The sequence below is a fragment of the Sphingobium sp. ZW T5_29 genome, assembly GCF_044987515.1.
Taxonomy (GTDB): Bacteria; Pseudomonadota; Alphaproteobacteria; order Sphingomonadales; family Sphingomonadaceae; genus Sphingobium.
Window position 1 is genome coordinate 14,590 of sequence record NZ_JBJDRM010000008.1, and the last position, 25,124, is coordinate 39,713.

25 protein-coding genes are annotated in these 25,124 nt (G+C 63.4%); 10 read left to right on the top strand and 15 right to left on the bottom strand.

Features of this window, described 5'->3' with window-relative positions; genetic code table 11:
- Positions 1-104: 104 nt before the first annotated feature.
- On the top strand, positions 105-2,129 hold the full coding sequence (locus ACI3KQ_RS08375; protein WP_404956582.1) for an elongation factor G: 2,025 nt from the start codon (positions 105-107) through the stop codon (positions 2,127-2,129).
- 36 nt (positions 2,130-2,165) lie between these two features.
- Positions 2,166-2,975 (top strand): class I SAM-dependent methyltransferase, encoded by an 810-nt coding sequence (locus ACI3KQ_RS08380; RefSeq protein WP_404956584.1) that lies wholly within the window; start codon positions 2,166-2,168, stop codon positions 2,973-2,975.
- 411 nt (positions 2,976-3,386) lie between these two features.
- Here ACI3KQ_RS08380 and ACI3KQ_RS08385 read toward each other — a convergent pair whose 3' ends face one another.
- The 4 genes from ACI3KQ_RS08385 to ACI3KQ_RS08400 all read right to left on the bottom strand — a co-directional run bounded on the left by ACI3KQ_RS08385 (position 3,387) and on the right by ACI3KQ_RS08400 (position 7,323).
- The gene (locus tag ACI3KQ_RS08385) at positions 3,387-4,112 is read right to left on the bottom strand and encodes a TetR/AcrR family transcriptional regulator C-terminal domain-containing protein (RefSeq protein WP_404956586.1); all 726 of its coding nucleotides are present in this window, start codon (positions 4,110-4,112) and stop codon (positions 3,387-3,389) included.
- Positions 4,113-4,272: 160 nt separating this feature from the next.
- Positions 4,273-5,196, bottom strand: a complete 924-nt coding sequence (locus tag ACI3KQ_RS08390; RefSeq protein ID WP_404956588.1) for an acyl-CoA dehydrogenase family protein — start codon at positions 5,194-5,196, stop codon at positions 4,273-4,275.
- Between the two features lie 11 nt (positions 5,197-5,207).
- On the bottom strand, positions 5,208-6,362 hold the full coding sequence (locus ACI3KQ_RS08395; RefSeq protein ID WP_404956590.1) for an acyl-CoA dehydrogenase family protein: 1,155 nt from the start codon (positions 6,360-6,362) through the stop codon (positions 5,208-5,210).
- Positions 6,363-6,450: 88 nt separating this feature from the next.
- A complete protein-coding gene (locus ACI3KQ_RS08400; RefSeq protein WP_404956592.1) occupies positions 6,451-7,323 on the bottom strand; it encodes a LysR family transcriptional regulator in 873 nt (290 codons plus the stop codon).
- Positions 7,324-7,442: 119 nt separating this feature from the next.
- Here ACI3KQ_RS08400 and ACI3KQ_RS08405 point away from each other — a divergent pair, with 119 nt between their 5' ends.
- The 4 genes from ACI3KQ_RS08405 (at position 7,443) to ACI3KQ_RS08420 (ending at position 11,976) form a co-directional block, all read left to right on the top strand.
- Positions 7,443-8,243: a crotonase/enoyl-CoA hydratase family protein gene (locus tag ACI3KQ_RS08405; protein ID WP_404956593.1), complete on the top strand. Its 801-nt coding sequence runs from the start codon at positions 7,443-7,445 to the stop codon at positions 8,241-8,243.
- An 8-nt stretch (positions 8,244-8,251) separates the two neighbouring features.
- Positions 8,252-9,505 (top strand): CaiB/BaiF CoA transferase family protein, encoded by a 1,254-nt coding sequence (locus ACI3KQ_RS08410; RefSeq protein ID WP_404956865.1) that lies wholly within the window; start codon positions 8,252-8,254, stop codon positions 9,503-9,505.
- 186 nt (positions 9,506-9,691) lie between these two features.
- Complete coding sequence (locus ACI3KQ_RS08415; protein ID WP_404956595.1) at positions 9,692-10,591, top strand: NAD(P)-dependent oxidoreductase; 900 nt, start codon at positions 9,692-9,694, stop codon at positions 10,589-10,591.
- Between the two features lie 446 nt (positions 10,592-11,037).
- Positions 11,038-11,976 (top strand): AEC family transporter, encoded by a 939-nt coding sequence (locus ACI3KQ_RS08420; RefSeq protein WP_404956597.1) that lies wholly within the window; start codon positions 11,038-11,040, stop codon positions 11,974-11,976.
- Between the two features lie 57 nt (positions 11,977-12,033).
- Here the strand turns inward: ACI3KQ_RS08420 and ACI3KQ_RS08425 are convergent, their stop codons facing one another.
- Together ACI3KQ_RS08425 and ACI3KQ_RS08430 are read right to left on the bottom strand one after the other, a co-directional pair.
- Positions 12,034-12,522: an Lrp/AsnC family transcriptional regulator gene (locus ACI3KQ_RS08425; RefSeq protein ID WP_404956599.1), complete on the bottom strand. Its 489-nt coding sequence runs from the start codon at positions 12,520-12,522 to the stop codon at positions 12,034-12,036.
- Positions 12,519-13,001, bottom strand: a complete 483-nt coding sequence (locus tag ACI3KQ_RS08430) for an Lrp/AsnC family transcriptional regulator (RefSeq protein WP_404956601.1) — start codon at positions 12,999-13,001, stop codon at positions 12,519-12,521. The genes ACI3KQ_RS08425 and ACI3KQ_RS08430 overlap by 4 nt, the downstream gene beginning before the upstream one ends.
- Positions 13,002-13,293: 292 nt before the next feature.
- On the opposite strand from ACI3KQ_RS08430, the gene ACI3KQ_RS08435 reads away from it, so the two are divergent.
- From ACI3KQ_RS08435 to ACI3KQ_RS08450, 4 genes are all read left to right on the top strand, one after another.
- Positions 13,294-14,256 (top strand): aldo/keto reductase, encoded by a 963-nt coding sequence (locus ACI3KQ_RS08435; RefSeq protein ID WP_404956603.1) that lies wholly within the window; start codon positions 13,294-13,296, stop codon positions 14,254-14,256.
- Positions 14,257-14,692: 436 nt separating this feature from the next.
- The gene (locus ACI3KQ_RS08440; RefSeq protein WP_404956605.1) at positions 14,693-14,875 is read left to right on the top strand and encodes a PbsX family transcriptional regulator; all 183 of its coding nucleotides are present in this window, start codon (positions 14,693-14,695) and stop codon (positions 14,873-14,875) included.
- Positions 14,875-15,075 carry a type II toxin-antitoxin system PemK/MazF family toxin gene (locus ACI3KQ_RS08445; protein WP_404956607.1) on the top strand — a complete coding sequence of 67 codons (201 nt, stop codon included), beginning with the start codon at positions 14,875-14,877 and terminating at the stop codon, positions 15,073-15,075. The genes ACI3KQ_RS08440 and ACI3KQ_RS08445 overlap by 1 nt, the downstream gene beginning before the upstream one ends.
- A 188-nt stretch (positions 15,076-15,263) precedes the next feature.
- Complete coding sequence (locus ACI3KQ_RS08450; protein WP_404956609.1) at positions 15,264-16,745, top strand: hypothetical protein; 1,482 nt, start codon at positions 15,264-15,266, stop codon at positions 16,743-16,745.
- Positions 16,746-16,870: 125 nt separating this feature from the next.
- On the opposite strand, the gene ACI3KQ_RS08455 is transcribed toward ACI3KQ_RS08450, so the two are convergent.
- From ACI3KQ_RS08455 to ACI3KQ_RS08495, 9 genes are all read right to left on the bottom strand, one after another.
- Complete coding sequence (locus tag ACI3KQ_RS08455; protein ID WP_404956611.1) at positions 16,871-17,815, bottom strand: alpha/beta hydrolase; 945 nt, start codon at positions 17,813-17,815, stop codon at positions 16,871-16,873.
- A 22-nt stretch (positions 17,816-17,837) separates the two neighbouring features.
- Complete coding sequence (locus ACI3KQ_RS08460) at positions 17,838-18,653, bottom strand: SDR family NAD(P)-dependent oxidoreductase (RefSeq protein WP_404956613.1); 816 nt, start codon at positions 18,651-18,653, stop codon at positions 17,838-17,840.
- A gap of 58 nt (positions 18,654-18,711) precedes the next feature.
- Positions 18,712-19,542, bottom strand: a complete 831-nt coding sequence (locus ACI3KQ_RS08465) for a sugar phosphate isomerase/epimerase family protein (RefSeq protein ID WP_404956615.1) — start codon at positions 19,540-19,542, stop codon at positions 18,712-18,714.
- Positions 19,543-19,621: 79 nt separating this feature from the next.
- Entirely contained in the window at positions 19,622-20,680 is a 1,059-nt protein-coding gene (dmpG, locus tag ACI3KQ_RS08470) for a 4-hydroxy-2-oxovalerate aldolase (protein WP_404956617.1), read from the bottom strand.
- Positions 20,677-21,624, bottom strand: coding sequence for an acetaldehyde dehydrogenase (acetylating) (locus ACI3KQ_RS08475; protein ID WP_404956619.1), 948 nt, complete (start codon positions 21,622-21,624; stop codon positions 20,677-20,679). The genes dmpG and ACI3KQ_RS08475 overlap by 4 nt, the downstream gene beginning before the upstream one ends.
- 42 nt (positions 21,625-21,666) lie before the next feature.
- Entirely contained in the window at positions 21,667-22,461 is a 795-nt protein-coding gene (locus tag ACI3KQ_RS08480) for a fumarylacetoacetate hydrolase family protein (RefSeq protein WP_404956620.1), read from the bottom strand.
- Positions 22,458-22,958 carry a flavin reductase family protein gene (locus ACI3KQ_RS08485; RefSeq protein ID WP_404956622.1) on the bottom strand — a complete coding sequence of 167 codons (501 nt, stop codon included), beginning with the start codon at positions 22,956-22,958 and terminating at the stop codon, positions 22,458-22,460. The genes ACI3KQ_RS08480 and ACI3KQ_RS08485 overlap by 4 nt, the downstream gene beginning before the upstream one ends.
- Positions 22,951-23,772 carry an alpha/beta fold hydrolase gene (locus ACI3KQ_RS08490; RefSeq protein WP_404956624.1) on the bottom strand — a complete coding sequence of 274 codons (822 nt, stop codon included), beginning with the start codon at positions 23,770-23,772 and terminating at the stop codon, positions 22,951-22,953. The genes ACI3KQ_RS08485 and ACI3KQ_RS08490 overlap by 8 nt, the downstream gene beginning before the upstream one ends.
- A 10-nt stretch (positions 23,773-23,782) precedes the next feature.
- A complete protein-coding gene (locus ACI3KQ_RS08495) occupies positions 23,783-24,979 on the bottom strand; it encodes an acyl-CoA dehydrogenase family protein (protein WP_404956626.1) in 1,197 nt (398 codons plus the stop codon).
- Positions 24,980-25,124: the final 145 nt, after the last annotated feature.

Sequence of the window (25,124 nt, forward strand, 5' to 3'; positions counted from 1 at the left end):
CCCCTCCCTTTTGGGCTGCTTGCGTTCACGGCGATTTAGGAGGAACATCGCGGCTCCACGCGGCCATCCTCGCAGAAGGATGGATGAGTTGGAGGAGAGCCAGGATGAGCGGCAGCGATGTGCGGGCCGTCGCGCTCGTTGGACCCGCAGGAGCGGGCAAGACCAGCCTTGCCGAAGCGATGCTATTCGTGTCCGGGGCCATCCCGCGCCAGGGATCGGTTCCAGCGGGCAGCAGTGTCGGCGACGCAACCCCCGAAGCGCGGGAGCGTGGCAGTTCGACCGAACTCAACCTCATGCATTTTGAGTGGATGGGGGATGGCTTTTCGCTGATCGATATTCCGGGATCACCCGGCTTTGCGGCCGATGGCGGCGCTGCACTCCACATTGCCGACCTGGCCATCGTCGTGGTCGATCCCGATCCCGCGCGTGCCGCCTTGGTCGAACCGACACTCAGGAATTTGGAGCAGGCAGGCATTCCCCATGCCCTGTTCATCAACAAGATGGACCAGGCGCGGGGCAGCGTCGAAGAGCTGCTGGCAGCACTCGCCCCGATGAGCAAGGCAGCGCTGGTTGCCCGCCAGATTCCGATCCGTAACGACGACAAGGTGGTAGGATTTGTCGACCTCGCCCATGAACGCGCGTATCGCTATGAGCCGGGCAAAGCATCAACGGTAGTGCCGATTGCGCCTGACCTTGAAGGTGAGGAAGCCACGGCCCGCTTTCACATGCTGGAACAGCTGGCCGATCATGATGACATGCTGTTGGAACAGCTGTTGTCCGACGAGCAGCCGAGCCTGGATACGATCTTCGCGGATCTTGCGCGGGAAACGGCCAACGGACTGATCGTGCCGGTGCTGTTCGGATCGGCCGCCAGCGGGTTTGGCATCCGTCGGCTGCTCAAGATGCTGCGGCACGACACGTCGCACGCGGATCAGACGGCGGCGCGGATCGGCGCGGACGGCTGCTGCGCGCAGGTCTGCAAGATTTCCCACGCATCGACCGTCGGACGGCTGGCAATAGCACGGCTGTTTGGCGGGCCACTGTCCGAAGGAGCCGAATTGATCGACGGCGAAGGCCAGTCAGTGCGAGTAGGAAGCCTGTTCGCGCTTCAGGGCGGGGCCGCAACCAAGATCGCGGCGGCACCGGTCGGCTCCATCCTGGGTATCGCGAAGGTCGATACCGTCCGGGCAGGTGACGCGCTTGGCGCCGGGGGTGCCCCGGTCAGAATCCCCTTGCACCTTCGGCGGCCCGTAGCCAACTGCACTGTCGCTATCGCGGCCAAGGATCATAAGGACGAAGTCCGGCTGTCGATGGCCCTCAACCGCTTGGCCGAAGAAGACCCTGGAGTGCTGTGGGACCAGGACGATATTTCGCGAGAAGCATTGCTGCACGGCATGAGCGAAGAACATCTGGCGGTCGTCGTCAATCGGCTGAAACGCCGCTATGGCGTCGATTTGTCGATCCAGCGTCCGACCATCGCCTATCGGGAGTCCATTCGAAGGCCGGTCACGCAACGCGGTCGCCACAGGAAACAGTCAGGCGGCCATGGCCAATATGGCGACGTCGTGCTGGAAGTCCGGCCGTTGGCGCGCGGTGAAGGGACGTTGTTCGAAGAGCGCATTACTGGCGGCGCCGTGCCAAAACAGTGGATACCCGCTGTTGAAAAAGGGATGATGGACGCGCTGGTCAAAGGCCCCCTGGGCTTTCCGGTCGTGGACGTGGCGGCAGCGCTGGTCGATGGGTCCTTCCACAGCGTGGACAGTTCGGAGCTGGCGTTCCGCACCGCTGGACGGATTGCAACGGCGGACGCGCTAGCCGGAGCATCGCCCTATCTGCTGGAACCCGTCGCGCACGTTACCATCACCACCCCGGGCAGTGCGACATCCCGCATCACATCAGCCGCCGCGAGCCGCCGTGGCCAGGTGCTGCGGATGAATCCGCTGGAAGGCTGGTCGAACTGGGACGTCGTCGAAATGCTGCTGCCTGAGGCCAGCCTGCACGGGCTTGAGGCGGAAGTCCGGTCGATGAGCCAGGGCATGGCCCATTATGAGGCGCATTTCGACCATCTGGCCGAGGTTGCTCCCAAGCTGGCTGATACGATTGTCCAGGCGGCGCGGCAGACCGCCTGAACGCTGCCGAACACGACCTTCAAGGAGGTGCGAGCGATGAACCCCAATAAGGCTTTATGGGAAAAGGGCGATTTCACGCGCCTGGCACAAACCATGCGGGAAAGCGGCGACGAGCTGGTGGAAAGTTTGAATGTCCAGCCTGGCATGGATGTGCTGGACCTTGGCTGCGGCGACGGCACGACCGCGCTGCCGTCCGCTTTTCGCGGCGCAAAGGTCCTGGGCGTCGATATTGCGTCCAACCTTGTCGCCGCCGGAGAGGCGCGCGCGAGGGAAGCGGGTCTCACGAATATCCGCTTCCAGGAAGGTGACGCGTCCAGCCTGGATGAGATCGCCGACGACAGCTTCGATCTGGTTGTCAGCATGTTCGGCGCGATGTTCGCGCCCCGCCCCTTCGACGTTGCGCGGGAAATGGTGCGGGTGACGCGCCGGGGTGGACGCGTCGTCATGGGCAACTGGATTCCGGGCGATCCCACCCTGATCGCCAGAATCCTTGAAACCTGCGCGCTTTATACCCCACCACCCCCGGAAGGCTTCGTCAGCCCAATCAGTTGGGGCGTGGAGGACATTGTGCGCGAACGATTTACGACCGCTGGCGTGCAGGATGCTGATATTCGGTGTGAGCGGGCGACCTACACCTTCCGCTATCCCGGTCCGCCGGTCGCATTTCTGGATATCTTTCGCAGCTATTATGGCCCGACGATGAACGCCTATGAGGCGGCAGCCAGCACAGGACGCGAAGCCGATATTCACAGGGAACTTACGCAGCTTTTCAAACAGGAAAATCGAGGGGATGCCGACCACACCGAAATAGCGGCCACCTATTTGAAAGTCTTGATCGACCGATAAATGGCTGCGCGGCGGTAGTGTCAGGCGGCAGAGCGAAATGGATCTGTCCCATCTTGATCTGGGCGCTGAAGCAGCGGGGCGGGCACAGTAGCCGGTCCCTGCATCTGATCGATGGAGCGCCACCATTCCACCGTCGCAGGCTGGAGGGTCGTGACGCCGGGATTACGGCGGCACGCGATCCAGCGCTGACCCTTTCGTTCATAGCGCCAAACGGGATCACAGTTCAGTGGAACCTGCTCAAATTCAGGAGGACCATCATGAAGATACGGGGTCAGTGGACGCAGGTGGGAGGCGACCGCGCGTCCGGTGCCATCTGGAAATTCCACGTAAATAGCCACGCATCCCTCCGCGCGAGCCGCAAGGGTTGGCTCGTCAAAACAGTGAACGCGCCACTGAGGCGCTGGTTCACTGTCAATGTGACTGGAATGCCAGTTCGTCGAAACAACGACGCGTGTCGTCACTTTCCAGCCCCAGCGCATCTCGCCCCGCGATCACGCCTTTCAACAGGATGAACAATCCATATTCCCAGTTACGGTCATCCACTTCGACCAAAAATGCGGGAAGAAATTGTCGCACCAAGGGTGCTTCCTCAGGCGCGCGGCTCATCAAAGCCTTCCTCATGGAAGCCGCGCGCGGCCTTCCCTCGTCATGCATGGTGCGGTCGCGCTTCGCCGCAGCGGCCGAACCGATCACCAGGTGGGACACTGCGTGACGCAATTGCAGGGCGTCCTCCCCGGAAAATCCGCGTGTGGTGAGTGCGGCCAGCCACATTTCCCCTGCGTCGATCTCGACGAAGTGCGACTGCCCGCCGCTCAACCAGGTTTCCAGAAGTTCCCCTTTCATGGTCAACATCTCGAACAGCGCGCGAGCATATTCCAGAACCCATGTCGGCCATGGCTGTCCCCGATCAGCGGGGAAATGATGATGACGGGACGCAAAGGCAGTGGCGAGCCGCACCAGTTCTTCGCGATTCGAAACATAGCCGTACAGAACGGCTTTCCCCACGCCCAGCCGGTCCGCCACGGCGGCCATGGTAAGCTGCTGCAGGCCCACCGCCAACGCCGCTTCCAATACCTGTTCCAGTTCCAGACGCCTGGGCCGTCCGCGTGGCGAGGAACGAGGCACGTCAGCATTCATCGAATCACCGCTCCTGCGCCGCGAGATAGTCGGATCATGGGTCGCATACTTGCGCCTACCGCTGCCTGCAATCGCAACCCGGCGTCAAGTGAGGACAGTCACGAGCCTCGCGACTGCCTGGCCCCAGCAAGCTTGGGCGCGCAACAGTTTAACGCCGACTTCACGCCGCGCGGAGGAAGTCCGCCGTCGGGCTGCCGGGTTCGGACATGCGTAGATGGCCCAGCACCCCAGCCCAATAGCTTTCTGAACCATCAGCCAACCGCCATCCATGCAGGCGACGAGTCAGCAGTTGCAGGTCATATTCCTCGCTGATGCCAATCGCGCCGTGCACCGCGTGGGCAATGGCGGCGACTTGTGCGGCGGCAAGGCTGGCGCCATGTTTGGCGACGGCTGCGTCGGCGAGGCGCGGAGCGATGCCGGACCGTGCGCCGATCGCGGCGGCGATGCGGGCGGCGACCGCTTGCTCAGCCAGCACGGACAATTGCTGTTGCACCGCCTGCTGCTTGCCGATGGGCTTGCCAAACTGGCTGCGTTCATTGGCGTAGGAAACGGTCATTTCCATCACCTTGCCCGCTGCGCCGGAAATCAGCAGCGCCCGCAGCACCGCAGCGACAGGGCGGAGCGCACTACCGTCGAGACCAGTTATATAAGCATCCACGTCGTGATGCACCCCGGTGGCCTGGGCCTGCGCCTCGGTCAGGATGGGCGCGGCGGGCGTGCCTGAAAGGATGTGCGACGCGACAGCACCGAACGGCACAGCCCCGGCACCAGTCGCGATGGCAATCGGTCCCGCGGGCGCTTCGACACCCGCCCCCGCCAATAATGCGCGAGCGATCATCGTGTCGCCGACGGGCAGCGGCACGGCATGGCGGCCAAGTAATGCGATCAGCGGCGCGGCGTCGGCAAGCGAAAGGCCAGCGCCGCCGGCATCCTCCGCCACCAGCGCATCCAAGAAGCCGGACTCGACAAAGCCATCCCACATGGCGCTGTTGTCACCACCTGCTTCCACCGCGCGAACGGCGGCGGGGGTGCACAGATCTTCGATCAGGCGGGCGAAGGGATCGATCAGTTCCTGCATGTCCATTTCCGGCTCCCTTAACGCAGTCCAAGGCCACGGGCGATGATGCCGCGCAGGATTTCGCGCGTGCCGCCGCGCAGCGAAAAGCTGGGCGCGATGTGCGTGACGTAAAGCAATGTGCGGTAGAGTTCCGCGTCGACCGGCTCATCCGGGTTGGCGGCAAGGTCGTCGCCAATCAGTTGCGGTACGGCCTGTTCAAAGCCGGTGCCCAGGTCCTTCATCAGCGAGGCTTCGACGACGGGGCTTTCCCCGGCCACCAGCCGCGCGGTCACGGCGAGTGACATTTCCCGCAGCACCGCGAGCTGTGCCGTCAGCGATCCGACCAGACGCATGGTGGCGCTATCCTTGCGACCGACGGCTTCGAGATGGCGGACCCAGGCGTCAATCAGCACGACGGACGAATAGATGCGTTCCGGTCCGCTGCGTTCAAAGGCGAGTTCGGCCGTCACCTGTTTCCACCCCTGCCCTTCCGAACCGATCAGCGCGTCGGGGGCAAGGCGGACATTGTCGAAGAAGACTTCGGCAAAATGCGCGTCGCCGGTCAGGTCTATGATGGGGCGGATGGTGACGCCCGGCAGCTTCAAATCAACGATCAACTGGGACAGGCCCTGCTGGCGATCGGCACTGGTTCCCGACGTGCGCACCAGGGCGATCATGTAATCGCTGTGCATTGCGTTGGTGGTCCAGATCTTTTGCCCGTTAAGCAGCCAGCTGCCGTCGTCCTGCGGTTCGGCGCGGGTGCGGACGCTGGCAAGGTCGGAGCCGGAGCCAGGTTCGCTCATGCCGATGCAGAACAGCGCTTCACCCTTGCAGATGCGGGGGAGGTAGAATTGGCGCTGCTCCTCCGTACCGAAATGGCGGATCAGCGGGCCGCTTTGGCGGTCGGCAATCCAGTGGGCGGCGACAGGGGCGCCGGCGGACAGCAGTTCTTCGACCACGACGAAGCGGGTGAAGGGACTGCGGTCGGCGCCGCCGTAGCTTTGGGGGATGGAGAGGCCGAGATAACCTGCTTGTCCCAGCTTGCGGCTGAAGGATGCGTCGAAGCCCTGCCAGGAACGAGCGCGGCGGTTGACCGGGAGTTCAGCGATTGCTTCGGCGATCAATGCGCGCAGGGCTGGGCGAATTGCTTCGTCCTCGGGCGGCAGGGCGGAAAGAGTCAGTGTTTCGAACAAGCCGGCCTCGTCAAACCATGAATGAAGTGGTGGACTGATCGCGTTTGTGGAGGCAGGTGTCCAATATCGATTGGTCCCTAAGTGATATTTATTGACTATCGGAAGCGATGGCGGCGAAGTTGCGGGCGAGCGGCGAGGCGCGTTCGCGTGGGAGGGCGACGCCGGTCAGCACAGGCACCTGCTGCGCGAGGCGGACGAGCCGGACGCCCTGCGGCACCGAACGGGCGGCGCGCGACGGGACGAGCGCGACGCCAAGGCCGGAGCGCACCAGGGCGAGGACGGCGCTCAATTGCGCGGCCTCCTGCGCGACGATGGGCATGAACCCGGCCTTTTGACAGGCGGTGAGGGTGATGGAGTGAAGCACGCTGATGCGGCTTTGCAGGATGAACGGCTGCTGCGCCAGCGCGCTGAGTTCGACACTGTCGGCGCTGGCGAAGGGGCTGCCGTCGGGGATTGCGGCGTGCAGCTCGTCCGGGTCGATCACCCGCGTATCCACAGCGGCGATGTGCAGCAGGGGCAGCCGCACCAGGCCGACATCCAGTTCCGTGGCGGCCAGTTTTCGCGTAATTTCAGTGCTGGTCGCTTCTTCCAGAACCAGTTCCACCGCGGGATAGCGACGGCGATATTCGGTGATGAGGCGCGGCAGCAGTTCAAAGGTCGCCGAACCGACAAAGCCGACGCGCAATCGCCCCCGTTCGCCTACAGCGCCCTCGCGCACCGCTTCACGAAAGCGGTCGGCCTGCGCCAGCGTCGCCCGCGCGATTTCGAGCGAACTGCGCCCCGCCGGGGTCAGCGTCACGCCCCTGGACCCACGGTCGAACAGCGTCGCGCCCAGTTCCGCCTCCAGCTTGCGGATGGCGACGGTCAGCGGCGGCTGGGAAATGTTGAGCCGTTCAGCAGCGCGGTGGAAATTGCCCGTTTCCGCAAGAGTGACGAAATAACGCAGTTGGCGCAGTTCCACGATAGCCCCTGTATATCGATAAAGCGGAAATCAATATTAGCGCGAAAAGGAGCCAACGCCTAGCGTGCGCGGCAATTTCCCGCATTGGTTTAACGCCTATTTTTTCAGGAGAGCCGACTTTGGACCCGTTTCTGCTCATCGAGCGCGATGGCCCCGTCGTCATTGCCCGGTTCAACCGCCCCGCCGAACGCAACGCCATTTCCGAAGTCGAACATAGCGAGGCAATCGTCGATTTCTGTCGCCAGATGGCGCGCGACACGTCGGTGCGGGCCATCGTCCTGACCGGCGAAGGCAAGGCGTTCTGCGCGGGCGGCAATGTCAAGAATATGGCCGACCGGGCGGGCATGTTCAGCGGATCGCCCTATGAAATCCGCAACAGCTATCGCACCAGCGTGCAGATGATCGGCCCGGCCCTGCTGGAACTGGAAGTGCCGATCATCGCCGCGATCAACGGCGCGGCGATCGGCCTTGGCCTCGACATCAGTTGCATGTGCGACATCCGCCTGATGGCCGACACGGCGGTTGTCGCGGAAAGCTATGTCAAGCTGGGCATCATTCCCGGCGGCGGCGGCGGATGGCTGCTGCCGCGCCTGATCGGGCCGCAGCGCGCTAACATCATGACGCTGACCGGCGACGCCATCGATGCAAAGACCGCGCTGGAATATGGGCTGGTGGCCGAAGTGCTGCCCGCCGACAAGCTGATGGACCGGGCGGTGGAACTGGCGACCAAGATCGCCGCCAACCCAGGCCATTCCACCCGCATGGCCAAGCGCCTGATGCGTGAGGGCGCGGACATGAAACTGGCCACGCTGCTGGAAATGGCGGCAGGCTATCAGGCGCTGGCCCATTATAGCGAAGACCATCATGAAGCGATTGCCGCATTTCTGGGCAAGCGCGCGCCGGAGTATAAGGACAAGTGAGCGACAGCATGACACCGCAAGCCAATGGCGCGCAGTCGACCGGTCCCTTGGCCGGGATCAAGGTGCTGGACCTGTCCCGCGTGCTGGCGGGGCCATGGTCCACGCAGATATTGGGCGATCTGGGCGCGGAGGTCATCAAGATCGAACAGCCCGGACAGGGCGACGACACCCGCCGCTGGGGTCCTCCCTTCCTGGACGACGGGTCGAAGGACGCGGCCTATTATCTGTGCGCCAACCGCAACAAGAAGTCGGCTGCGATCAACCTGGCCGATCCGCGCGGCGCTGAACTGATCCGCCGGATCGCGGCGGACGTCGACATCGTCGTGGAAAATTTCCGCGTTGGCGGGCTGGTGAAATATGGGCTGGATTATGCGTCCCTGTCGGCGGTCAATCCCAAGCTGATCTACTGTTCGATCACCGGGTTCGGGCAGGACGGGCCGTACAAGGATCGCGGTGGATATGACTTTTTGATCCAGGGGATGAGCGGGCTGATGTCGATCACCGGACGCCCCGACGATGAAGCGGGCGGCGGGCCGATCAAGGTCGGCATTCCCATCAGCGACCTGGTCACGGGGCTTTATTCGTCCATTTCCATTCTGGCGGCACTGGCCCATCGCGACCGCACCGGCGAAGGCCAGCATATCGACATGGCGCTGCTGGACACGCAGGTGGCGTTGCTGGCCAATCAGGCGAGCAATTACATGAACGGCGGGATGATCCCGCGCCGGTTGGGCAATGAACATCCCAACACCGTTCCCTATCAGGATTTTTCCTGTTCCGACGGCGACATATTGGTGGCGCTGGGCAATGATCGGCAATTCCGCAGCTTTTGCGAGCTGATCGGGCGGCCCGACCTGCCCGACGATCCGCGCTTCATCGATAATGGCGGACGGTCGCCCAACCGCCATGCCTTGCAGGATGAAATGCGGCCCGCCATCGCCAAGTGGAAGTCCGACGACCTGATCGCCGCGATGGAAGCCGCCAAATTGCCGGGCGGACGGGTGAACGACATTCCCCACATATTGGCCGATCCGCAGATCGAAGCGCGCGGCGTGATCCGCGAAATGGTGCGGTCCGACGGGACGGTGGTGAAGGTGCTGGGCTATCCCGGCAAATTTTCCAGGACGCCCGCCGATTATCGCCGTGCCCCGCCCCGTTCGGGTGAGGACACGCGTTCGGTGTTGTCGGACGTGCTGGGCATCGATGAGGCGACGATTGCAGAGCTTGTCGAAACGGGGGTTATCGCGGAAAAGCTGCATTGACGAACCTTGCTCCCCCTCGCGCAGGCGGGAGGGAGCCGGGGGGTGGGCCAGCGCGACATCTGCGTGGTTGGGGCCACCGTGGAAGCTCGCTCCGCTCGCGCCCACCCCTAACCCCTCCCGCCTGCGGGAGGGGAAGAGAGATTGATCTATCCGGGCGTACCGGCCCCGAAATCGAGAGGAAATAGCATGACCACCAAGATCGGTTTTATCGGCCTGGGCGCGATGGGCCTGCCGATGTCGTCCAACCTGCAACGCAAGGGCTTTGCCGTCACTGTTTTCGACATTGACGATGCGAAGATGGACAGCGTCGCCGCGTTGGGCGCGACAAAGGCGGCAAGCATAGCCGAAGCGAGCCGGGGGCAGGACATCGTCATCACCGTGCTGCCCGCAACGCAGCATGTTGAAGCCGTGGTGCTGGGCGAAGATGGCGTGCTGGCGAACATCGATGCGAACGCTGTGCTGATGGACCTGTCGACCATCGACGCCAAGGGCACCGACCGCGTGGCCGCCGCCTGCGCCGCCAAGGGTATCGGCTTTGTCGACGCGCCGATCGGCCGGCTGGCCTTGCACGCCCAGCGCGGGGAATCGCTGTTCATGGTGGGCGCAGAAGATGCGGATTTCGCGCGCGTCGAACCGGCGCTGAACGCCATGGGCACCGACATCTTCCGCTGTGGCAAGCCCGGCATGGGCAGCCGCATGAAGGTGATCAACAATTTCATGCTGTTGTCGACCGCGCAGATCGTCGCGGAATCGCTGACGCTGGGCACGAAGCTGGGGCTGGACATCCAGACCATCCATGATGTGACCGGCGGCACCACCGCCCGTAACGGGCAGTTCCACGTGTTGATGGTCAACAAGGCGCTGAAGGGCGACATCGAACCGGGCTTTACCATCGACCTGGCTTTCAAGGACTTGACGCTGGCGATGAATGCAGCGGCGGAAAACCGCGTCGGCCTGCCCATGGGCGCAGCTGCCCATGCCGCGTTCGGCGCAGCACGCGCGACCGACTATGCGTCGAAGGACTACAGCGCGCTGTTGAACTTTGCGTGCGACAATGCCGGGATCGAGCCGCCCAAAATGGGGTAAGGACGCGCAAATCGTCATGACGAAGCAGCGCGCACGGCTTCGTCATGACGCTAAAGCGCGGATCGCCACGAAGAGGTAAATCCTGATTGGCGCGACCTGTTCACCGACATCGTTGCCTGACCACCCCCGTGCTCCTGCGAAGGCAGGAGCCCAGTCCAAAGGTCGCCTGTATCAACGGACGCTGGAACTGGGTTCCTGCCTGCAGGAACACGCTGGGAACGCGGCAACCTAATCACCACGTGCTCCTGCGCAGGCAGGAGCCTAGTCCGGGGGTAGCCTGCATCAACAGAGGTCGGAACTGGGTTCCTGCCTTCGCAGGAACACGATAAGGGGCGACGCTAATCCAACTAATCAACGTGGGCCATCCGTCATTTTAGGACAATATCCGATGCTTTCCCTGCCCGTGAGCGCCGCGCAGCCTCCTTTTCCGCGGTGACGATCCTTCGATGGCGATAACGATATTGGGCGCGCTGGTGCCGGTCTTTGGCCTGATCCTGCTGGGCTATGGCTGTGGCCGCACCAATTTGCTGGGCGACCGCGCATTTGAAGTATTGAACCGCTTTGTCATCGGCATCACCCTGCCCGTGCTGACATTCCGGTCCATAGCGCAGATGGACCCGGACGACCTGGCCGCGCCGTCGATGTTCATCGCCGTGACCGGCGGCGCGCTGGCCACCTATGCCATCGGTTTCGCTATTGAAAAATGGCTGGGCCGGACGAGCAGCGAAGCCAATATCGCGGGGCTGTGCAGTTGTTTCAGCAATACCGGCTTTGTCGGATTGCCCATTGCGCTGCTGACATTCGGCAAAGAGGCGGTGGCGCCGGTGGCGGTCGCGATGCTGATCTATTCCGCGGTCATCTTTACCGTTGGCATGGTCGTCAGCGAAATGGCGTCCAACCACGGCCATGGCACGATGAAGGGGATCAGGCTGGCGGCGCGGGCGGTGTCGCGCAACGCGCTGATCCTGATGGCGGTGATGGGGATGTTGTGGTCGATGCTGCGCCTGCCATTGAGCGGGCCGATGGACGTGCTGTTGGCGACGCTGGCGCAGGCGACGGCGCCCTGTGCACTGACCGCCATCGGGATTTTCATCGCCCTGCCCCGGCAAAGCGCCGCGCCCGCGCCGATCGGGCGGTCGCTGGTGCTGAAACTGGGGGTGCATCCGCTGATCACCGCCGGGTTCGTGATGATGTTGCCGCCGATGCAGCCGCTATGGGCCAAGACCGCGGTCCTGATGGCGGCGATGCCGTGCGGTGCGTCCAGTTTCGTGCTGGCGGGCAAGGCCGGGCGGTGGGCGATGGAATTGAGCGCCTGGGCGGTGACGCTGACCACTTCCCTGGCTTCGCTGTCGTTGATCGCGGTGCTGTGGTGGTTGGGGGGCTAGAGTTGATGCCGCATCGCCTGTTGCGGAAAACCGGTTCCCACTTTTCCGCGCGATGCTTTAGTCCACCTTTGGCCCCGACGTGATCTTGGCGATGGTCGGGTCATATTTCAGATTGTGGACCGATATCGACGTTTCCACGCGGCGAACGCCCGGCAAGCTGCGGATCTGATCGATCACGATCTCGTTCAGCTGTTCGATATTGGTGAACAGGCCCATGGCGAGCAGGCTGAACCGGCCCAGCATCAGCACGACGCAGTTGATTTCCGGGATCTGGCGGATCGTTTCGGCCAGGTCCGACACGCAGGACGGGTCCGCGTCGATCCCCAGCATGCACAGGTTGGGCGACCCCGCCATGCGGAAATCCTTGACCACCGTGAACTGGATCAGCCCTTCATTCTGCAACCGTTTGATGCGCGAGCGGATCGTGCCTTCGGTCACGCCCAGTTCGGCGGCGATGGCACGGTTGGAAATGCGCGCGTCGCGGCCGAGCTTCTCGACAATCTTGCGGTCCAGCGCGTCCAGGCGCTGCCAACTTGCCCCGCTCACAGCGGCGCCACGTTGAATTCATATTTGACGATGTCGACCGCGATCCCAGATTCCAGATGCGCCACACCCTCAATCCCGGCGATATGGTCGTAGAGGAAGTTCTGGATTTCCGAAAAGTCATGCAGGGCGACGAGCAGTTCAAGGTCGTTCGCGCCGTTCATGATGTTGACGCTCAACACTTCGGGGAAATTCGCCAGGTCGCGCCCGACATCCTGCGCGCTGCGGCCCCAGATCTTGACCCCCACCGCGATGATGATGTTGTAGCCCAGCGCGGCGAAGTCAGTGACGGCGACGACCCGCATGGCGCGGCCATCTTCCAGTTTTTGCAGGCGCGCCGAAACCGTGGCCGCCGTGACGGACAATTGCTTGGCCACGTCCTGATTGGTAGCCCGCCCGTTGGTCCGTAGAATTTCAATGATGCTCGTGTCCAGAGCATCCAGCGGCGGCGGCGTCATCGTCCGCCCGCTACGTATCTGCATTCTTGCCCACCTCTCAATTTGGCGGGACCATAGCGCGCCGAATCAACGAGCGCCAGATGTCATGATCCCGCGCGAACGGGGCCAACCATGCCCGTGCCAATACCGCAGTCATCGCACCAAAAGGCGCCGGTCAGCGAGTTTTTGGCACAATCCCCTTCCCTTTCGCTGTCGCAATGCGTAACGCACAGGGAGGCAAGCGATGCACCAAACATCGCCCGCGCGCCCCCGGCCCGCCCTAAAAAAGCGAGACCGTTCCCGCGGAAAGGTCGACCTATCCATTCAGGAGAATGCCATGCTTTCGAAAGTAACGCTCGCCAACACCGACCTGCAGGTCAGCCAGCTATGCTATGGCACCAACATGCTGGGCTGGAACCTGGACCAGGACCGGTCCAACGCCATTCTGGACAAGTTCGCCGCGCTGGGTGGTAACTTCGTCGATTCCGCCCGCTCCTATGGCGACTGGATGCCTGACGCCCCCAAGGGCGCGAGCGAACGCGCGATCGGCGCGTGGCTGAAGACGCAGAAGCGCGAAGATGTCGTCGTCGCCACCAAGGGCGGATTTTTCGACATGCGCGTGGGCGACTATCGCAACCGCGTCAATCCGACCGACATCGCCAGCGACCTGAATGAAAGCCTGGACCATCTGGGCGTCGACGCGATCGACCTTTACTGGCTGCACATGGACAACCCGGAAACGCCGGTCGCGGAACTGATCGATTTCCTGAACGAACAGAAGGCTGCGGGCAAGATCCGCTGGTTCGGCGCGTCGAACTGGACGGCTGACCGCGTGCTGGAAGCCAATGCCTATGCCAAGGCGAACGGCAAGACCGGCTTTGCCGCGGTCGAACCTTTCTGGGGCCTGGCCAAGCCGAACGAAGGCAATGCGCTGCAGCAGGGCTATCAGCTGTATTTCGAAGATCATGGCGCCGCGCTGAAGGATGCGGGCGTCGCCATCATCCCCTATTGCGCGCAGAGCCGTGGCTATTTCAGCATGCTGGAAAAGGGCGACGTCGCCGAAGCGCTGCAGGGCTTTTACGACAATCCGGCGAACGAAGGCCGCTTTGCAGCCGCCAAGGCGGTTGCCCAGCGCCATGGCGTCACCGTGGCGGAAGTCGTGCTGGCCTATCTGATCAACCAGCCGGGCCAGGTCATCCCGATCTTTGGCGCGTCCAGCCCGGAACGTGTCGAGGAAAGCGTGAAGGCCGCGAGCCTGAAGCTGTCGGCGGACGAACTGGCCGAACTGCGCGCTGAATAAGGACGAGGCGGGCCGGGGCGGTACGATCCGCCCCGGCTGGCCGTCGAGAGCGCTGGTGCGTCAGGCGGGGCGCGTCCCTTTGAGCGAGGCGTGGCGCTCGTTCAGGCAGCGCTGACGGCATGGTGTGGTTGGCCGCCGGAGTCCGTTGATGGCCATGACCGATCACGGTCGCGTTGGGTGGGGGACTGACTGTCCGGGCCGCCACATATAATATAGCCGTGAGTCGGATGCGGTCAGTGACCCCGCTTGCGCCAAGGCCGGTCATGGCGATGACCTGTGCTTGGGCAATCCAGACGCATCTGCCACGTATCTACATTTGTCGACACATTGCGCCATCCTGCTAACATATCAGCAATGTAGATACATCGGCGGGTCCAATGGGTATTCAGGTCAAGAAGTGGGGCAATAGTGCGGCCTTCCGCATCCCATCCGCGTCATGTCAGCGGCTGCGCTGAACATCGGTCAAGAGGGCCAAGTCCGGCAGGAAGATGGCCGGATCATCATCGAACCCGTTTTGAAGCCGGTCTATACACTCGACGAATTGCTTGCTGGCATGAAGCCGGACATGTTTGATGAGGCGGTCGATTTTGGTCCGCCGGTCGGCCACGAGATATTTTGATGGTCAGTCGCTATGTGCCGAGCCACATCAAGGGTTATCCCTTTGAAGTCGTCGTGTCCCACGCGCCGCCCGGCGTCGTCCTGTCCGACCAGATCAAGAGCATCGACTGGAAAGCGCGAGAGGCGAAGAAAAAGGGTTTTGTGCCAACGGCTGTGATCGATGAGGTGCGCGCAAAGGTGAGTGCGCTGTTGGGATTATAGTTGGCGTTGCGCTAAGAGCGGCGACTTTTAACAACCGCATGACGCCATAATATTAACTTTTGCACCATTGACCCTTGAATCTGCCAGGGGGCAAAGTAGCTTTACCGTCTCCGCCCCATCGTTATTGTCTTCTTTAAAGTCGGCAGAAATGTAGATCGCCGGTAATTGTCATCCAAGAGGTTCGAGCAATGATAGACCGCCGTAATTTTCTGAACGCGGGAATATTGACGGCGGCCGGGGCGCTTATCGTCCCGGCGCGTGCTGCGGAAACCCCGGCGACCCTGTCGCTCTCACTCAATGGATCGGCGCAAGGGCCGCTGGTGCCCCGCGACTTCGTCGGCCTGTCCTACGAGACGCAGCAGCTTGAAACGCCCGATTTCTTCAACGCGCGCAACCGCCCGCTGGTCCGCGCTTTCCGTGACCTGACGCCCGCTGGCATCCTGCGCATCGGCGGCAACACCAGCGAATTTTCCTGGTGGAAGGAGCGCCCCGGCGACAAGCAGCCGCCGCGCATCGAACGGCCGATCAAGCCGGGGCAGCCGCGCCCTGACCTGAGCTACGCCGTCACCCCAGCAGCCATCGATGCGCTCAAGGGCTTCCTGGATGCGACCGGATGGCGGTGCATTTACGGCCTTAACCTTGGCAATGGCGTGCCGCATGACATGGCGCGCGAGGCAGCCTATGTCCAACGGCGGCTTGGCAAGCGGCTGGTCGCGTTCGTCATCGGCAATGAAGTTGACGTGTTCAGCTCGCACCTGCGCGATCCCAAGACCTGGGGTCCCGACACCTATCTTGCCGAATGGCTTGCCGCTGCCCATGCGATCACGGCGGTCAGCCCGGATGCCCGCTTCATCCTGCCCGACGTCGCTTACAAGCTCGACTGGCTGCCCGCCATCGCCGACCGCTGGGCCACGATCAAGAATCCGCCGCGGATCGAGGCATTGTCGCATCATTTCTACAAGGGCGGTCCCAATGATCCGCGGATCAAGCCCGACCGCCTCCTCCTGCGCTCGACCCGGGAGGCTCAGGAAGGCAAGGTGACCAGCGACGCCGCGCGCAAGATGGGTGTTGCCTACCGCATGACGGAAGGCAACACCGCCTACCACGGTGGCAAGCCGGGCGTGTCGGATAGCTATGTCGCAGCGCTCTGGGCCGCTGATTATATGCTCCAGCTCATGTCGCTGGGCTATTCCAGCGTGAACCTGCACGGCGGCGCTGGCCCTGCGGTTGCCAACTCGGTCGGCGGCCTTGCGGGCGAAAAGATGCTGCCCGACGCGCAGCCCCGCCCGCGCCCCTTCTACACGCCGATCGGCAATATGGACGGGCAAGTGCAGCCGCAGCCGGTCTATTGGGGCATGAAGTTTGCCGGGCTGTTCAGCGGCGCACGCATGCGGACCGTCCAGTTGGACGCGCAGGGCCTCAACGTCGTCGCCTATGCAGCCGACACGGCTCAGGGCACGCTGCTCGCTATCCTTAACAAGGAAGTCAGCACCGACGTCCGCCTGCCGCTGCCCCGCCACCAGAGCGTCGCCACGTTGAGCGGCCCATCCCTCGACAGCCGTGAGGCCCGCCTGGACCTCACCTCCCGCAGCGTCCCTGCTGCTACTGTCGACATCGCGCGGTCATCGGCCACTATTCTCAGATTGGGCAAAGTCGTTGCGGCTGATTGATTGCCGCTTCGGATCCTGCCGGGGTTGGCGTCGCTAAACGCGGCAGGCCTGACGGCCACGCAGGGGTCCAGTTTATGGGGCGGGACTGGGCTCCTGCCTGCGCAGGAGCACGTTGTTTTGTGCTGCTATTGGTCGCCGTGCAGGGCGCGGCGTAGGGCGGCTATCATGTCGCGTTGCATCTGGCCGGACACTGGCGCGTCGGGCATGACGTCGAAGCCGTGATAGGCGCCGGGGTAGACGTGCAGTTCCGCCGGAACCTTTGCTTCGATCAGGCGGCGGGCATAGTCCATGTCTTCGGCCAGGAACAGGTCCAGCGCGCCGACGGCGATGAAGGCTGGCGGCAGGCCCGACAGATCGGTGGCGCGCGCTGGCACTGAATAGGGCGGCACTTGCGCCCCGCCCGGTTCCTGACCCAGCAGGCAGCGCCAGCCAAAACTGTTCGCCTGCGGCGTCCACACGAACGCGCCCAGATGTTCAGGCTGACGCGTGATGCAGGTGCGGTCGTCCAGCATGGGATAGATCAATATCTGATGCGCGATGGCGGGACCACCCCGGTCGCGCGCCATCAGCGTCAGCGCGGCGGCGAGTCCTCCGCCCGCGCTTTGGCCTGCGACCGCGATGCGGGTGGGATCGACGTTAAGGTCAGCGGCGTGGTCATGCAGCCACAGCAGCGCGGCGTAGCAATCCTCCACCGATCCGGGCGCGCGGGTTTCGGGCGCCAGGCGATAGTCGACGGACAGGATCACCGCGTCGGTCGCCGCCGCCAGCGTCATCATGCCGCCATGGCCGGTATTGACCGACCCCATGACATAGCCGCCGCCGTGGATTTGCAGGATGGCGGGCATCGGGCCGGTGCCCGAAGGCGTATAGATGCGGACGGGGATGGCCTGGCCGTCCGGCCCCGTCACCTGTTCATCACGAGTGGTGACTCCGGTGCCGATCGGTTCCGGCATGGCGACCGACGCCTGTTCCATTCCATCCCGCAACATGGGCAGGATGGCTTCGTTAAGGTCCAGGGCGGGCATCAGGTCCAGGCCGGGCAGCAGCGCCGGATCAATCAGGTCACGCATCGATTTGGCTCCCTTTGTCCGATCAGTAACGCAGGCCGATGGCGCCGTCATGATAGATGGATGCGCCGGTCACGAAGCGCGCTTCCTCCGACGCGAGGTAGACGAAGGCGTGGGCGGTGTCTTCCGGGTCGCTGGAAATGCCGAGCGGACCCATGCCCGCAATGCTGGCTTCGGCTGCCTCGACATTTTCATAGGCGCCCATCTTCACATAATCGGCCAGGCCCTCGCGGATCAGCGGGGTCATGGTGAGGCCGGGATGGACCGAGTTGACGCGAATCTTGGACGGGCCGAATTCGACGGCGGCGCACATGGTGAGCATCCGGCCCGCCGCTTTCGACGCGTGATAGCCGATATTATGGGCGTTGGGCATGTAGGACGCCATCGACAGATTGTTGATGATCGCGCCGCCGCCGGGGAAACGGTTAACGCTGTCCCTAAGCGCGGGCAGGCACGCCTTCATGCCGATGAACAGCGCATCGTGATTGACGGCCATCACCTTGCGCAGGTCATCCAGCGAGCAATGTTCGATGCCTGCGTGAATGGCGATGCCCGCATTGTTGACCAATATGTCGATGCCGCCGAACGCGAATTGCGTTTCCTGCGCGATGCGCGCCCAGTCGGCTTCGCTGGTGACGTCGTGCAGCAGGTAGCGGAAGGCGTCGGCGGGACCGGCCCTTTCCATGCGGGCAAGGACGGTGTCTTTTTCCTCTTCACGGAAATCGGTGGCGACGACGCGCGCGCCTTCGCGAAGATAGGCTTCGCAGATGGCGACCCCGATATTGCCTTCACGGCCCGCGCCGGTGACTATCGCTACCTTGCCTTCGAGCCGTCCTGCCATGTCATTCTCTCCTGTTATGGGTTCAGGTGGGGGTGTTCTGGTTTTTTACCGGTCGTGATTAATTCGATGCGCTGGATGGCTCAAGACCGGCGAGCGTGGCGTCCACGGCGGCGCGTGCCCGGTCGAGTGACGGGACGCCTGCTTCGAGTGCGGATTGCTGGGGCACTTCGACGCTGAGGGGGACGTCGGGACGCAGGGCGGCGGTGAAGGCGGCGATGTCGAACGCGCCTTTGCCGGGCAACAGGCGTTGAATGCCCGCTTCCCATTCGATTCTGTCGGCGGGCATTTGCGCGGGGCCGTCGGCGATCTGGCCGATGCGGACGCGCGGGTCGGACAGCAGCGCCAGGCTCTGGTCCCAATCGCCGCCGCGCACGATGTGCAACAGGTCCGCCGTCACGCCGATATTGTCGCGGCCCGCGCGGTCGATTTCGGCGAGCGTTTCGGCCAGGGTGCGGACCTGGGATGGGGGGTAGAATTCGATGGCGAGGCCCATGTTGAAGGTCGCGGCGAGATCGGCCAGCTCAGCCAGCTTTTCGGTGCGGCGGGTGGGATCGCGATCATAGCATAGCACATTGGCGAGCGACGCGCCCAGTTCCGCGCCAGCCTCCAGCGCGGCGGCGAAGTCGGCGACGACGGTGCGGCCCGCCATGGTGAAGGGGTAGATGAGGTCGACGGTCATGCCGGTGTCCGCCAGGATTGCGCGGGTGGCGCGGCGGGCGGCGGCGTCGTGGACCAGGTCATGTTCCGGCATGGCCGGAAGCACATCCATCGAATGGAGGAACGGGCATATGCCCGAACAGCCGGTCGCAGCCGCCAGCCCAGCAAGCTGCGCGGGCGTGGTGTCGGTCACGGTGATATGATCGAGCGACAAACGCGGCTTGGCGGTCACGCTTCCTCCCACTTATGTCAGTGCGAAATGATCGGGCGCGGCGATGTTGCGGCCGCGCCCGGTCATGTGTCGGTGCGGGTCAGGCGGCGGCGTTGCGTGCCTTGACCATGTCGAGGGCGACGTCGACGATCATGTCTTCCTGACCGCCGACCATCTTGCGACGGCCCAGTTCCACCAGGATGGTGCGGGTGTCGAGGCCGTAGGTTTCCGCCGCCTTTTCCGCGTGGCGCAGGAAGGAGGAGTAGACGCCGGCATAGCCAAGCGCGAGGGTTTCGCGGTCGACACGGACCGGGCGGTCCTGCAGCGGGCGGACCAGGTCTTCGGCAGCGTCCATCAGCGCGTTGACGTCGCAGCCATGGTTCCAGCCCTTGCGGTCGGCGGCGGCGATGAACACTTCGAGCGGGGCGTTGCCCGCGCCTGCGCCCATGCCGGTGAGCGATGCGTCGATGCGGACCGCGCCGCACTGGGCCGCGACGATCGAGTTGGCGACGCCCAGCGACAGGTTGTGGTGGGCGTGGATGCCCCGCTGGGTTTCGGGCTTGAGCACGCGATCATAGGCTTCCAGGCGAGCCTTGACCCCGTCCATGTCGAGCGCGCCGCCGCTGTCGGTCACATAGACGCACTGCGCGCCATAGCTTTCCATGAGGACAGCCTGTTCCGCGAGCTTTTCAGCGTCGATCATGTGGCTCATCATCAGGAAGCCGGACACGTCCATGCCAAGGTCGCGGGCGATGCCAATATGCTGTTTCGACACATCGGCTTCGGTGCAGTGGGTCGCAACCCGGACCGAGCGCACGCCGATATCATAGGCGCGGCGCAGTTCTTCGACCGTGCCGACGCCCGGCAGGATGAGGGTGGTGAGCACGGAACTGGTGAGGACCGAGGCTACGGCTTCCAGCCATTCCCAGTCGGTATGCGCGCCAAAGCCATAGTTGAAGCTGGCGCCGTTGAGGCCGTCGCCATGCGCGACCTCGATCGCGTCCACGCCTGCGTCGTCCAGCGCCTTGGCGATCGATTTCACATGGTCGATGCCATACATGTGACGGATGGCGTGCATGCCATCGCGCAGGGTGACGTCCTGGATGTAGAGCTTGTCGCCCGCTTCCACGTTGAACGGAGTTTTGATCTGGGTGCTCATGCCGCCACCTTCTTTCCTTGCGCGATGCGCTGCGCGAGCAGTTCGCCGGTCGCCTTGGCGGCGGCGGTCATGATGTCGAGATTGCCCGAATAGCTGGGGAGATAATCGCCAGCGCCTTCGACTTCGAGCAGGACCATCGTCTTGACACCGGTGAATTCACCGCGGCCGGGAATGGTGAGCTTGTTATTGTCGCCGAAGCGTTCGAACTGCACTTCCTGCTTCAGGCGGTAGCCGGGCACATAGGCCTGGACCTTCTTGACCATGGCTTCGACCGAGGCGCGGATGGTTTCTTCGTCAGCGCCTTCGGACAAAGTGAAGACGGTGTCGCGCATGATCATCGGCGGTTCGGCGGGATTGAGGATGATGATCGCCTTGCCCTGCGCCGCGCCGCCGACCTTTTCGATGGCGCCTGCGGTGGTGCGGGTGAATTCGTCGATATTGGCGCGGGTGCCGGGACCTGCCGAACGGGAGGAGACCGAGGCTACGATTTCGGCATAGTGAACGGTCGCGACCTGGGAGACGGCAGCGACCATCGGGATCGTCGCCTGGCCGCCGCAGGTCACCATGTTGACATTGCCAGCGTCCAGATTGTCTTCGCCGTTGACGGTCGGGATCGTGTAGGGGCCGATGGCGGCGGGGGTGAGGTCGACCACCTGCTTGCCGTCCTTGCGCAGCGCTGCGTCATGCACCTTGTGCGCATAAGCCGAGGTCGCGTCGAACACGATGCCGATTTCGGGATAGACGTCCATCTTCATGAGGCCTTCCAAGCCTTCATGCGTGGTCGCGACGCCGCGTTCGCGCGCCATGGCCAGACCTTCGGACTTTTCGTCGATGCCGACGACGGCCACCAGTTCCATATTCTGCGGATATTTGATCATCTTGATCATGAGATCGGTGCCGATATTGCCCGACCCGATGATCGCCGCCTTGACCTTGCCAGTCATGAGTTACTCCCTAAGCATCGCACCCGCGACGCGAACCAAAAATTAGACGAAACGCGCGGTGCAGGCGCCGACGCCGTGCAGCTGCATTTCAAATATATCGCCTGGCCGTGCCGGTTCGAGCGGCACCAGACTGCCCGACAATATCACATCGCCAGCGTCCAGGGTAACGCCATAAGCGCCCAATGTGTTGGCGAGCCATGCCACCGCTTCGGCGGGCGAACCCTGCACGGCGTGGCCATAGCCTTCCGACAGCGGCTGACCGTTCTTGGTCACGGTGACGTGCAGGTTGGGCAGGTCATGGGCGCGCGGATCGGCCCGTGCTTCGCCCAGCACATAGACGCCGCAGGACGCATTGTCGGCGACGGTATCGACGATGCCGATTTTCCAGTCCTGGATGCGGCTGTCGACGATTTCGAAACAGGGCACGATCGCTTCGGTCGCGGCGATGACCTGATCGGCGGTGACGCCCGGCCCCTTGAGCTGGTCCTTGAGGATGAAGCCGATTTCCGCTTCGGCGCGGGGCTGGATCAGGCCGTTGGCCGCGACATCGATGTCGCCTTCGACGAACATGCGGTCGGTCAGGAAGCCGAAATCGGGCTGGTGCACGCCCAGCATGTCCTGCACCGCCTTTGACGTGACGCCGATTTTCTTGCCGATCACCCGTTCGCCATCGGTCTTGCGCTTTTCCAGCGCGCCCAGCGAAATCGCATAGGCGTCATCGATGGTGAGGTGCGGGTGACGGGCGATCAGCGGTTCGACCGTGCGCCCATCGCGCAGCGCCTGATAAAGTTCCTGCGCCAGTCCGTCATTCAGGCTCTGGTCAACGGTATCGGTCACAAATAGGCTCCGTCCTGGTAGATCAGCGGTTCAATCGCATCCGACAGGCGCACCGCGTTGACGCGCGCGACGACGATGCTGTGCGATCCATAGGGCATGATGTTGTCGATGGTGCAAGCCAGATTGGCCTGCGCATCTTCCAGCATGGGAAGCCCGTGCGCATCATCGGTCCATTGCCCGACGCCGAACCGGTCTTCCCGTGCGACCGCGCCGCCGAACGCCGACGACACGTCGCGTTGGTGCCGCGACAGCAGGTTGACGCTGATCGCGCAGCCCGGCGACAGGCAGGCGTGCAGCCCCGCCGTCTGGTTGACGCAGACCAGCACGGCGGGCGGGTCCATCGTCAGCGAGGTGATCGACGTCGCCGCCATGCCGACGGGCGCGCCGTCGCCCCGCCCCACGACGATGGCGACGCCCGACGCCAGACGGCGCATCGCCCCACGAAAACCGGTGGCGACATCCGCCGGGTCGGCCATGACCTGCGGCGCACTAGCCATTCAGGAAGGCCAGCGAATAGCGGTTGAATTCTTCCGCACGTTCGACCTGCACCCAATGGCCGGTCTGCGAGAAGGTGAGGCAGCGCACGTCGGGCGACGCATCCAGGAAGATGCGCGCATGGCTTTCGGGGCAGAATTCGTCGTTAAGGCCCCACAGGACGAAGATCGGCTGCTTGACCTCACCCAGGCGCGGGCCAAGATTGGGGGTCTTCACCCGTGCGAGCACATCCTTTGGCTGGGTGCGGGCGACGGCGAAGCGTTCCTCCACCAGCGCGTCGGTGATATGGTGCGCCGAAGACGGGTGCATCAGGTTGCCGATCAGGCGGCGCTGTTCATCCATGTTGAATTCGGGGCTGCCGAAACCCGAACGCATTTTGGCAATGCCCGGCATGGTGAAATAGCTGGCCTGTTCAGCGACGCAGCCGGGCGCCATCAGAACAAGTTTGCCGACTTCAAATTCGGGATGGTCGAGCGCGATCTGAAGCGCGATGCCGCCGCCCAGCGAATTGCCGACCAGATGCCCGCCGGTGATGCCATGCTGTTTCAAGGCATCGAGCAGCGTTTGCGTGAACAGTTCGAGCGGATAGTCCGTTTCCGGCTTTGACGAAGCGCCATAGCCGATCAGGTCGGGCAGGATGACGCGATAGCCCGCGTCGGCGAAAACCTGCGCGTTCTGGCGGAAGTTGGAGGCGCCCGACGCGCCGGGGCCGCTGCCGTGAATGAACACGATAACGGGACCCTGGCCCAGTTCCGCGACCGAAATATCATATCCGCCCGAGACGCTATACGTCCTGCGGGAAAGTTCGCTAGCCATGCGCGGTCCCTTAGATGAAGGTGAAGGCGGGCGCTTCGCCCTGCATCGTGCCCAGCAGATCGCTGCTGCGATTGCCCGGATCGTTGGCGACATGCGCGCGGGCGGCATGCAGGTCGAGCCAGGGCTGAAGGATCGGGCTGGACATATAGACCGCCCGGCCGCCCAGCAGCTTCACAATGTCATCGACCAGGTCGGCCATGCGGCGGACGACGTTGGACGACTGGTAGGCGAACATCGCGCGACGATCCATCGGCACCGGTTCATTGCGTTCGGCATAGCCGAGCAATTGGTCGAAGGTGACGCGGTGGGTCAGTTCCATCTCATTCACTTCGGCGATGGCGCGGGCGAGTGCGGCGTGCAGCACCGGATCGGCCTTTGCCGCCTTGCCGGTGTTGCTGGACACGCGGCTGTTCATGATGTCGATGCCCGCCTGGATCGCCGCGCGCGCGCCACCGAAGGCCGCGGTCGACACGGAACGGACGAACAGCTGCGCCCAGGGGATGCGATACAGCGGCGCGGTGTTGATTTCCTGGCCCGGATTCTTGCAGGCGAAGCCGTCGCTCGCCTTGTGCGTGCGATATTCGGGAACGAAGACGCGGTCGACGACGATGTCGAAGCTGCCCGTGCCCTGCAGGCCGAACGTGTCCCACGTGCCTTCGATCACCTGATAGTCGGGACGCGGCAACAGGAAGGTGCGCATGTCGGGCGGGCCGCCGTCAGTGTCGAAGTTGATCGCGCCCAGCAGCACCCAGCCACAATGGGTCGAACCCGAAGAAAAGCCCCAGCGACCCGACAGGTAAAAGCCGCCTTCGGCCTTTTCCACCTTGCCCACCGGCTGATAGGTGGACGAAACGAGCATGTCGGCGTCATCGCCCCACACTTCCTGCTGCGCTTCATCATGGAACAGCGCCAGTTCGAACGGGTGGCAGCCAAGCACGCCATAGATCCAGCCGGTCGACATGCAGCCTTCGGCCAGCGCCTTCTGAATATCGAAGAACACATTGGGGTGCATTTCATAGCCGCCGTAGCGTTTCGGCTGAAGAACGCGGAAGAAGCCCGCAGCCTTCATTTCGGCAACGGTTTCGACCGGAACATTATGCGCCAGGGTGCAGGCGCGGGCGCGTTCGCGCAGCGTCGGGATCATGGCGCGGGCGCGTTCAACCAGCGCCTCAGCCGTCGGGATTTGTGCCCCGGTTTCATCAATCATTTGAGTTGCCGCTGCGCCGGTCATCATCTTCTCCGTCGAACTAGCCCAGAAACGGGATATGCGTAGGCCTTATACCTCTTTGATACGCAAAGCGTCAAGACGAAGGGGGCTTGCGCATTCTGCACGATGCTTATAGGCCGAACCG

Bases quoted from the DNA above. Each gene is read 5' to 3' on its own strand.
- ACI3KQ_RS08460 (WP_404956613.1), bottom strand. From the start codon at position 18,653: ATGGCAGGACGGCTCGAAGGCAAGGTAGCGATAGTCACCGGCGCGGGC.
- ACI3KQ_RS08430 (WP_404956601.1), bottom strand. From the start codon at position 13,001: ATGCAGATACGTAGCGGGCGGACGATGACGCCGCCGCCGCTGGATGCT.
- ACI3KQ_RS08415 (WP_404956595.1), top strand. From the start codon at position 9,692: ATGACCACCAAGATCGGTTTTATCGGCCTGGGCGCGATGGGCCTGCCG.
- ACI3KQ_RS08380 (WP_404956584.1), top strand. From the start codon at position 2,166: ATGAACCCCAATAAGGCTTTATGGGAAAAGGGCGATTTCACGCGCCTG.
- ACI3KQ_RS08495 (WP_404956626.1), bottom strand. From the start codon at position 24,979: ATGATTGATGAAACCGGGGCACAAATCCCGACGGCTGAGGCGCTGGTT.
- ACI3KQ_RS08485 (WP_404956622.1), bottom strand. From the start codon at position 22,958: ATGGCTAGTGCGCCGCAGGTCATGGCCGACCCGGCGGATGTCGCCACC.
- ACI3KQ_RS08385 (WP_404956586.1), bottom strand. From the start codon at position 4,112: ATGAATGCTGACGTGCCTCGTTCCTCGCCACGCGGACGGCCCAGGCGT.
- ACI3KQ_RS08420 (WP_404956597.1), top strand. From the start codon at position 11,038: ATGGCGATAACGATATTGGGCGCGCTGGTGCCGGTCTTTGGCCTGATC.
- ACI3KQ_RS08390 (WP_404956588.1), bottom strand. From the start codon at position 5,196: ATGGACATGCAGGAACTGATCGATCCCTTCGCCCGCCTGATCGAAGAT.
- ACI3KQ_RS08455 (WP_404956611.1), bottom strand. From the start codon at position 17,815: ATGCGTGACCTGATTGATCCGGCGCTGCTGCCCGGCCTGGACCTGATG.
- ACI3KQ_RS08450 (WP_404956609.1), top strand. From the start codon at position 15,264: ATGATAGACCGCCGTAATTTTCTGAACGCGGGAATATTGACGGCGGCC.
- dmpG (WP_404956617.1), bottom strand. From the start codon at position 20,680: ATGAGCACCCAGATCAAAACTCCGTTCAACGTGGAAGCGGGCGACAAG.
- ACI3KQ_RS08475 (WP_404956619.1), bottom strand. From the start codon at position 21,624: ATGACTGGCAAGGTCAAGGCGGCGATCATCGGGTCGGGCAATATCGGC.
- ACI3KQ_RS08410 (WP_404956865.1), top strand. From the start codon at position 8,252: ATGACACCGCAAGCCAATGGCGCGCAGTCGACCGGTCCCTTGGCCGGG.
- ACI3KQ_RS08440 (WP_404956605.1), top strand. From the start codon at position 14,693: ATGTCAGCGGCTGCGCTGAACATCGGTCAAGAGGGCCAAGTCCGGCAG.
- ACI3KQ_RS08375 (WP_404956582.1), top strand. From the start codon at position 105: ATGAGCGGCAGCGATGTGCGGGCCGTCGCGCTCGTTGGACCCGCAGGA.
- ACI3KQ_RS08445 (WP_404956607.1), top strand. From the start codon at position 14,875: ATGGTCAGTCGCTATGTGCCGAGCCACATCAAGGGTTATCCCTTTGAA.
- ACI3KQ_RS08435 (WP_404956603.1), top strand. From the start codon at position 13,294: ATGCTTTCGAAAGTAACGCTCGCCAACACCGACCTGCAGGTCAGCCAG.
- ACI3KQ_RS08490 (WP_404956624.1), bottom strand. From the start codon at position 23,772: ATGGCTAGCGAACTTTCCCGCAGGACGTATAGCGTCTCGGGCGGATAT.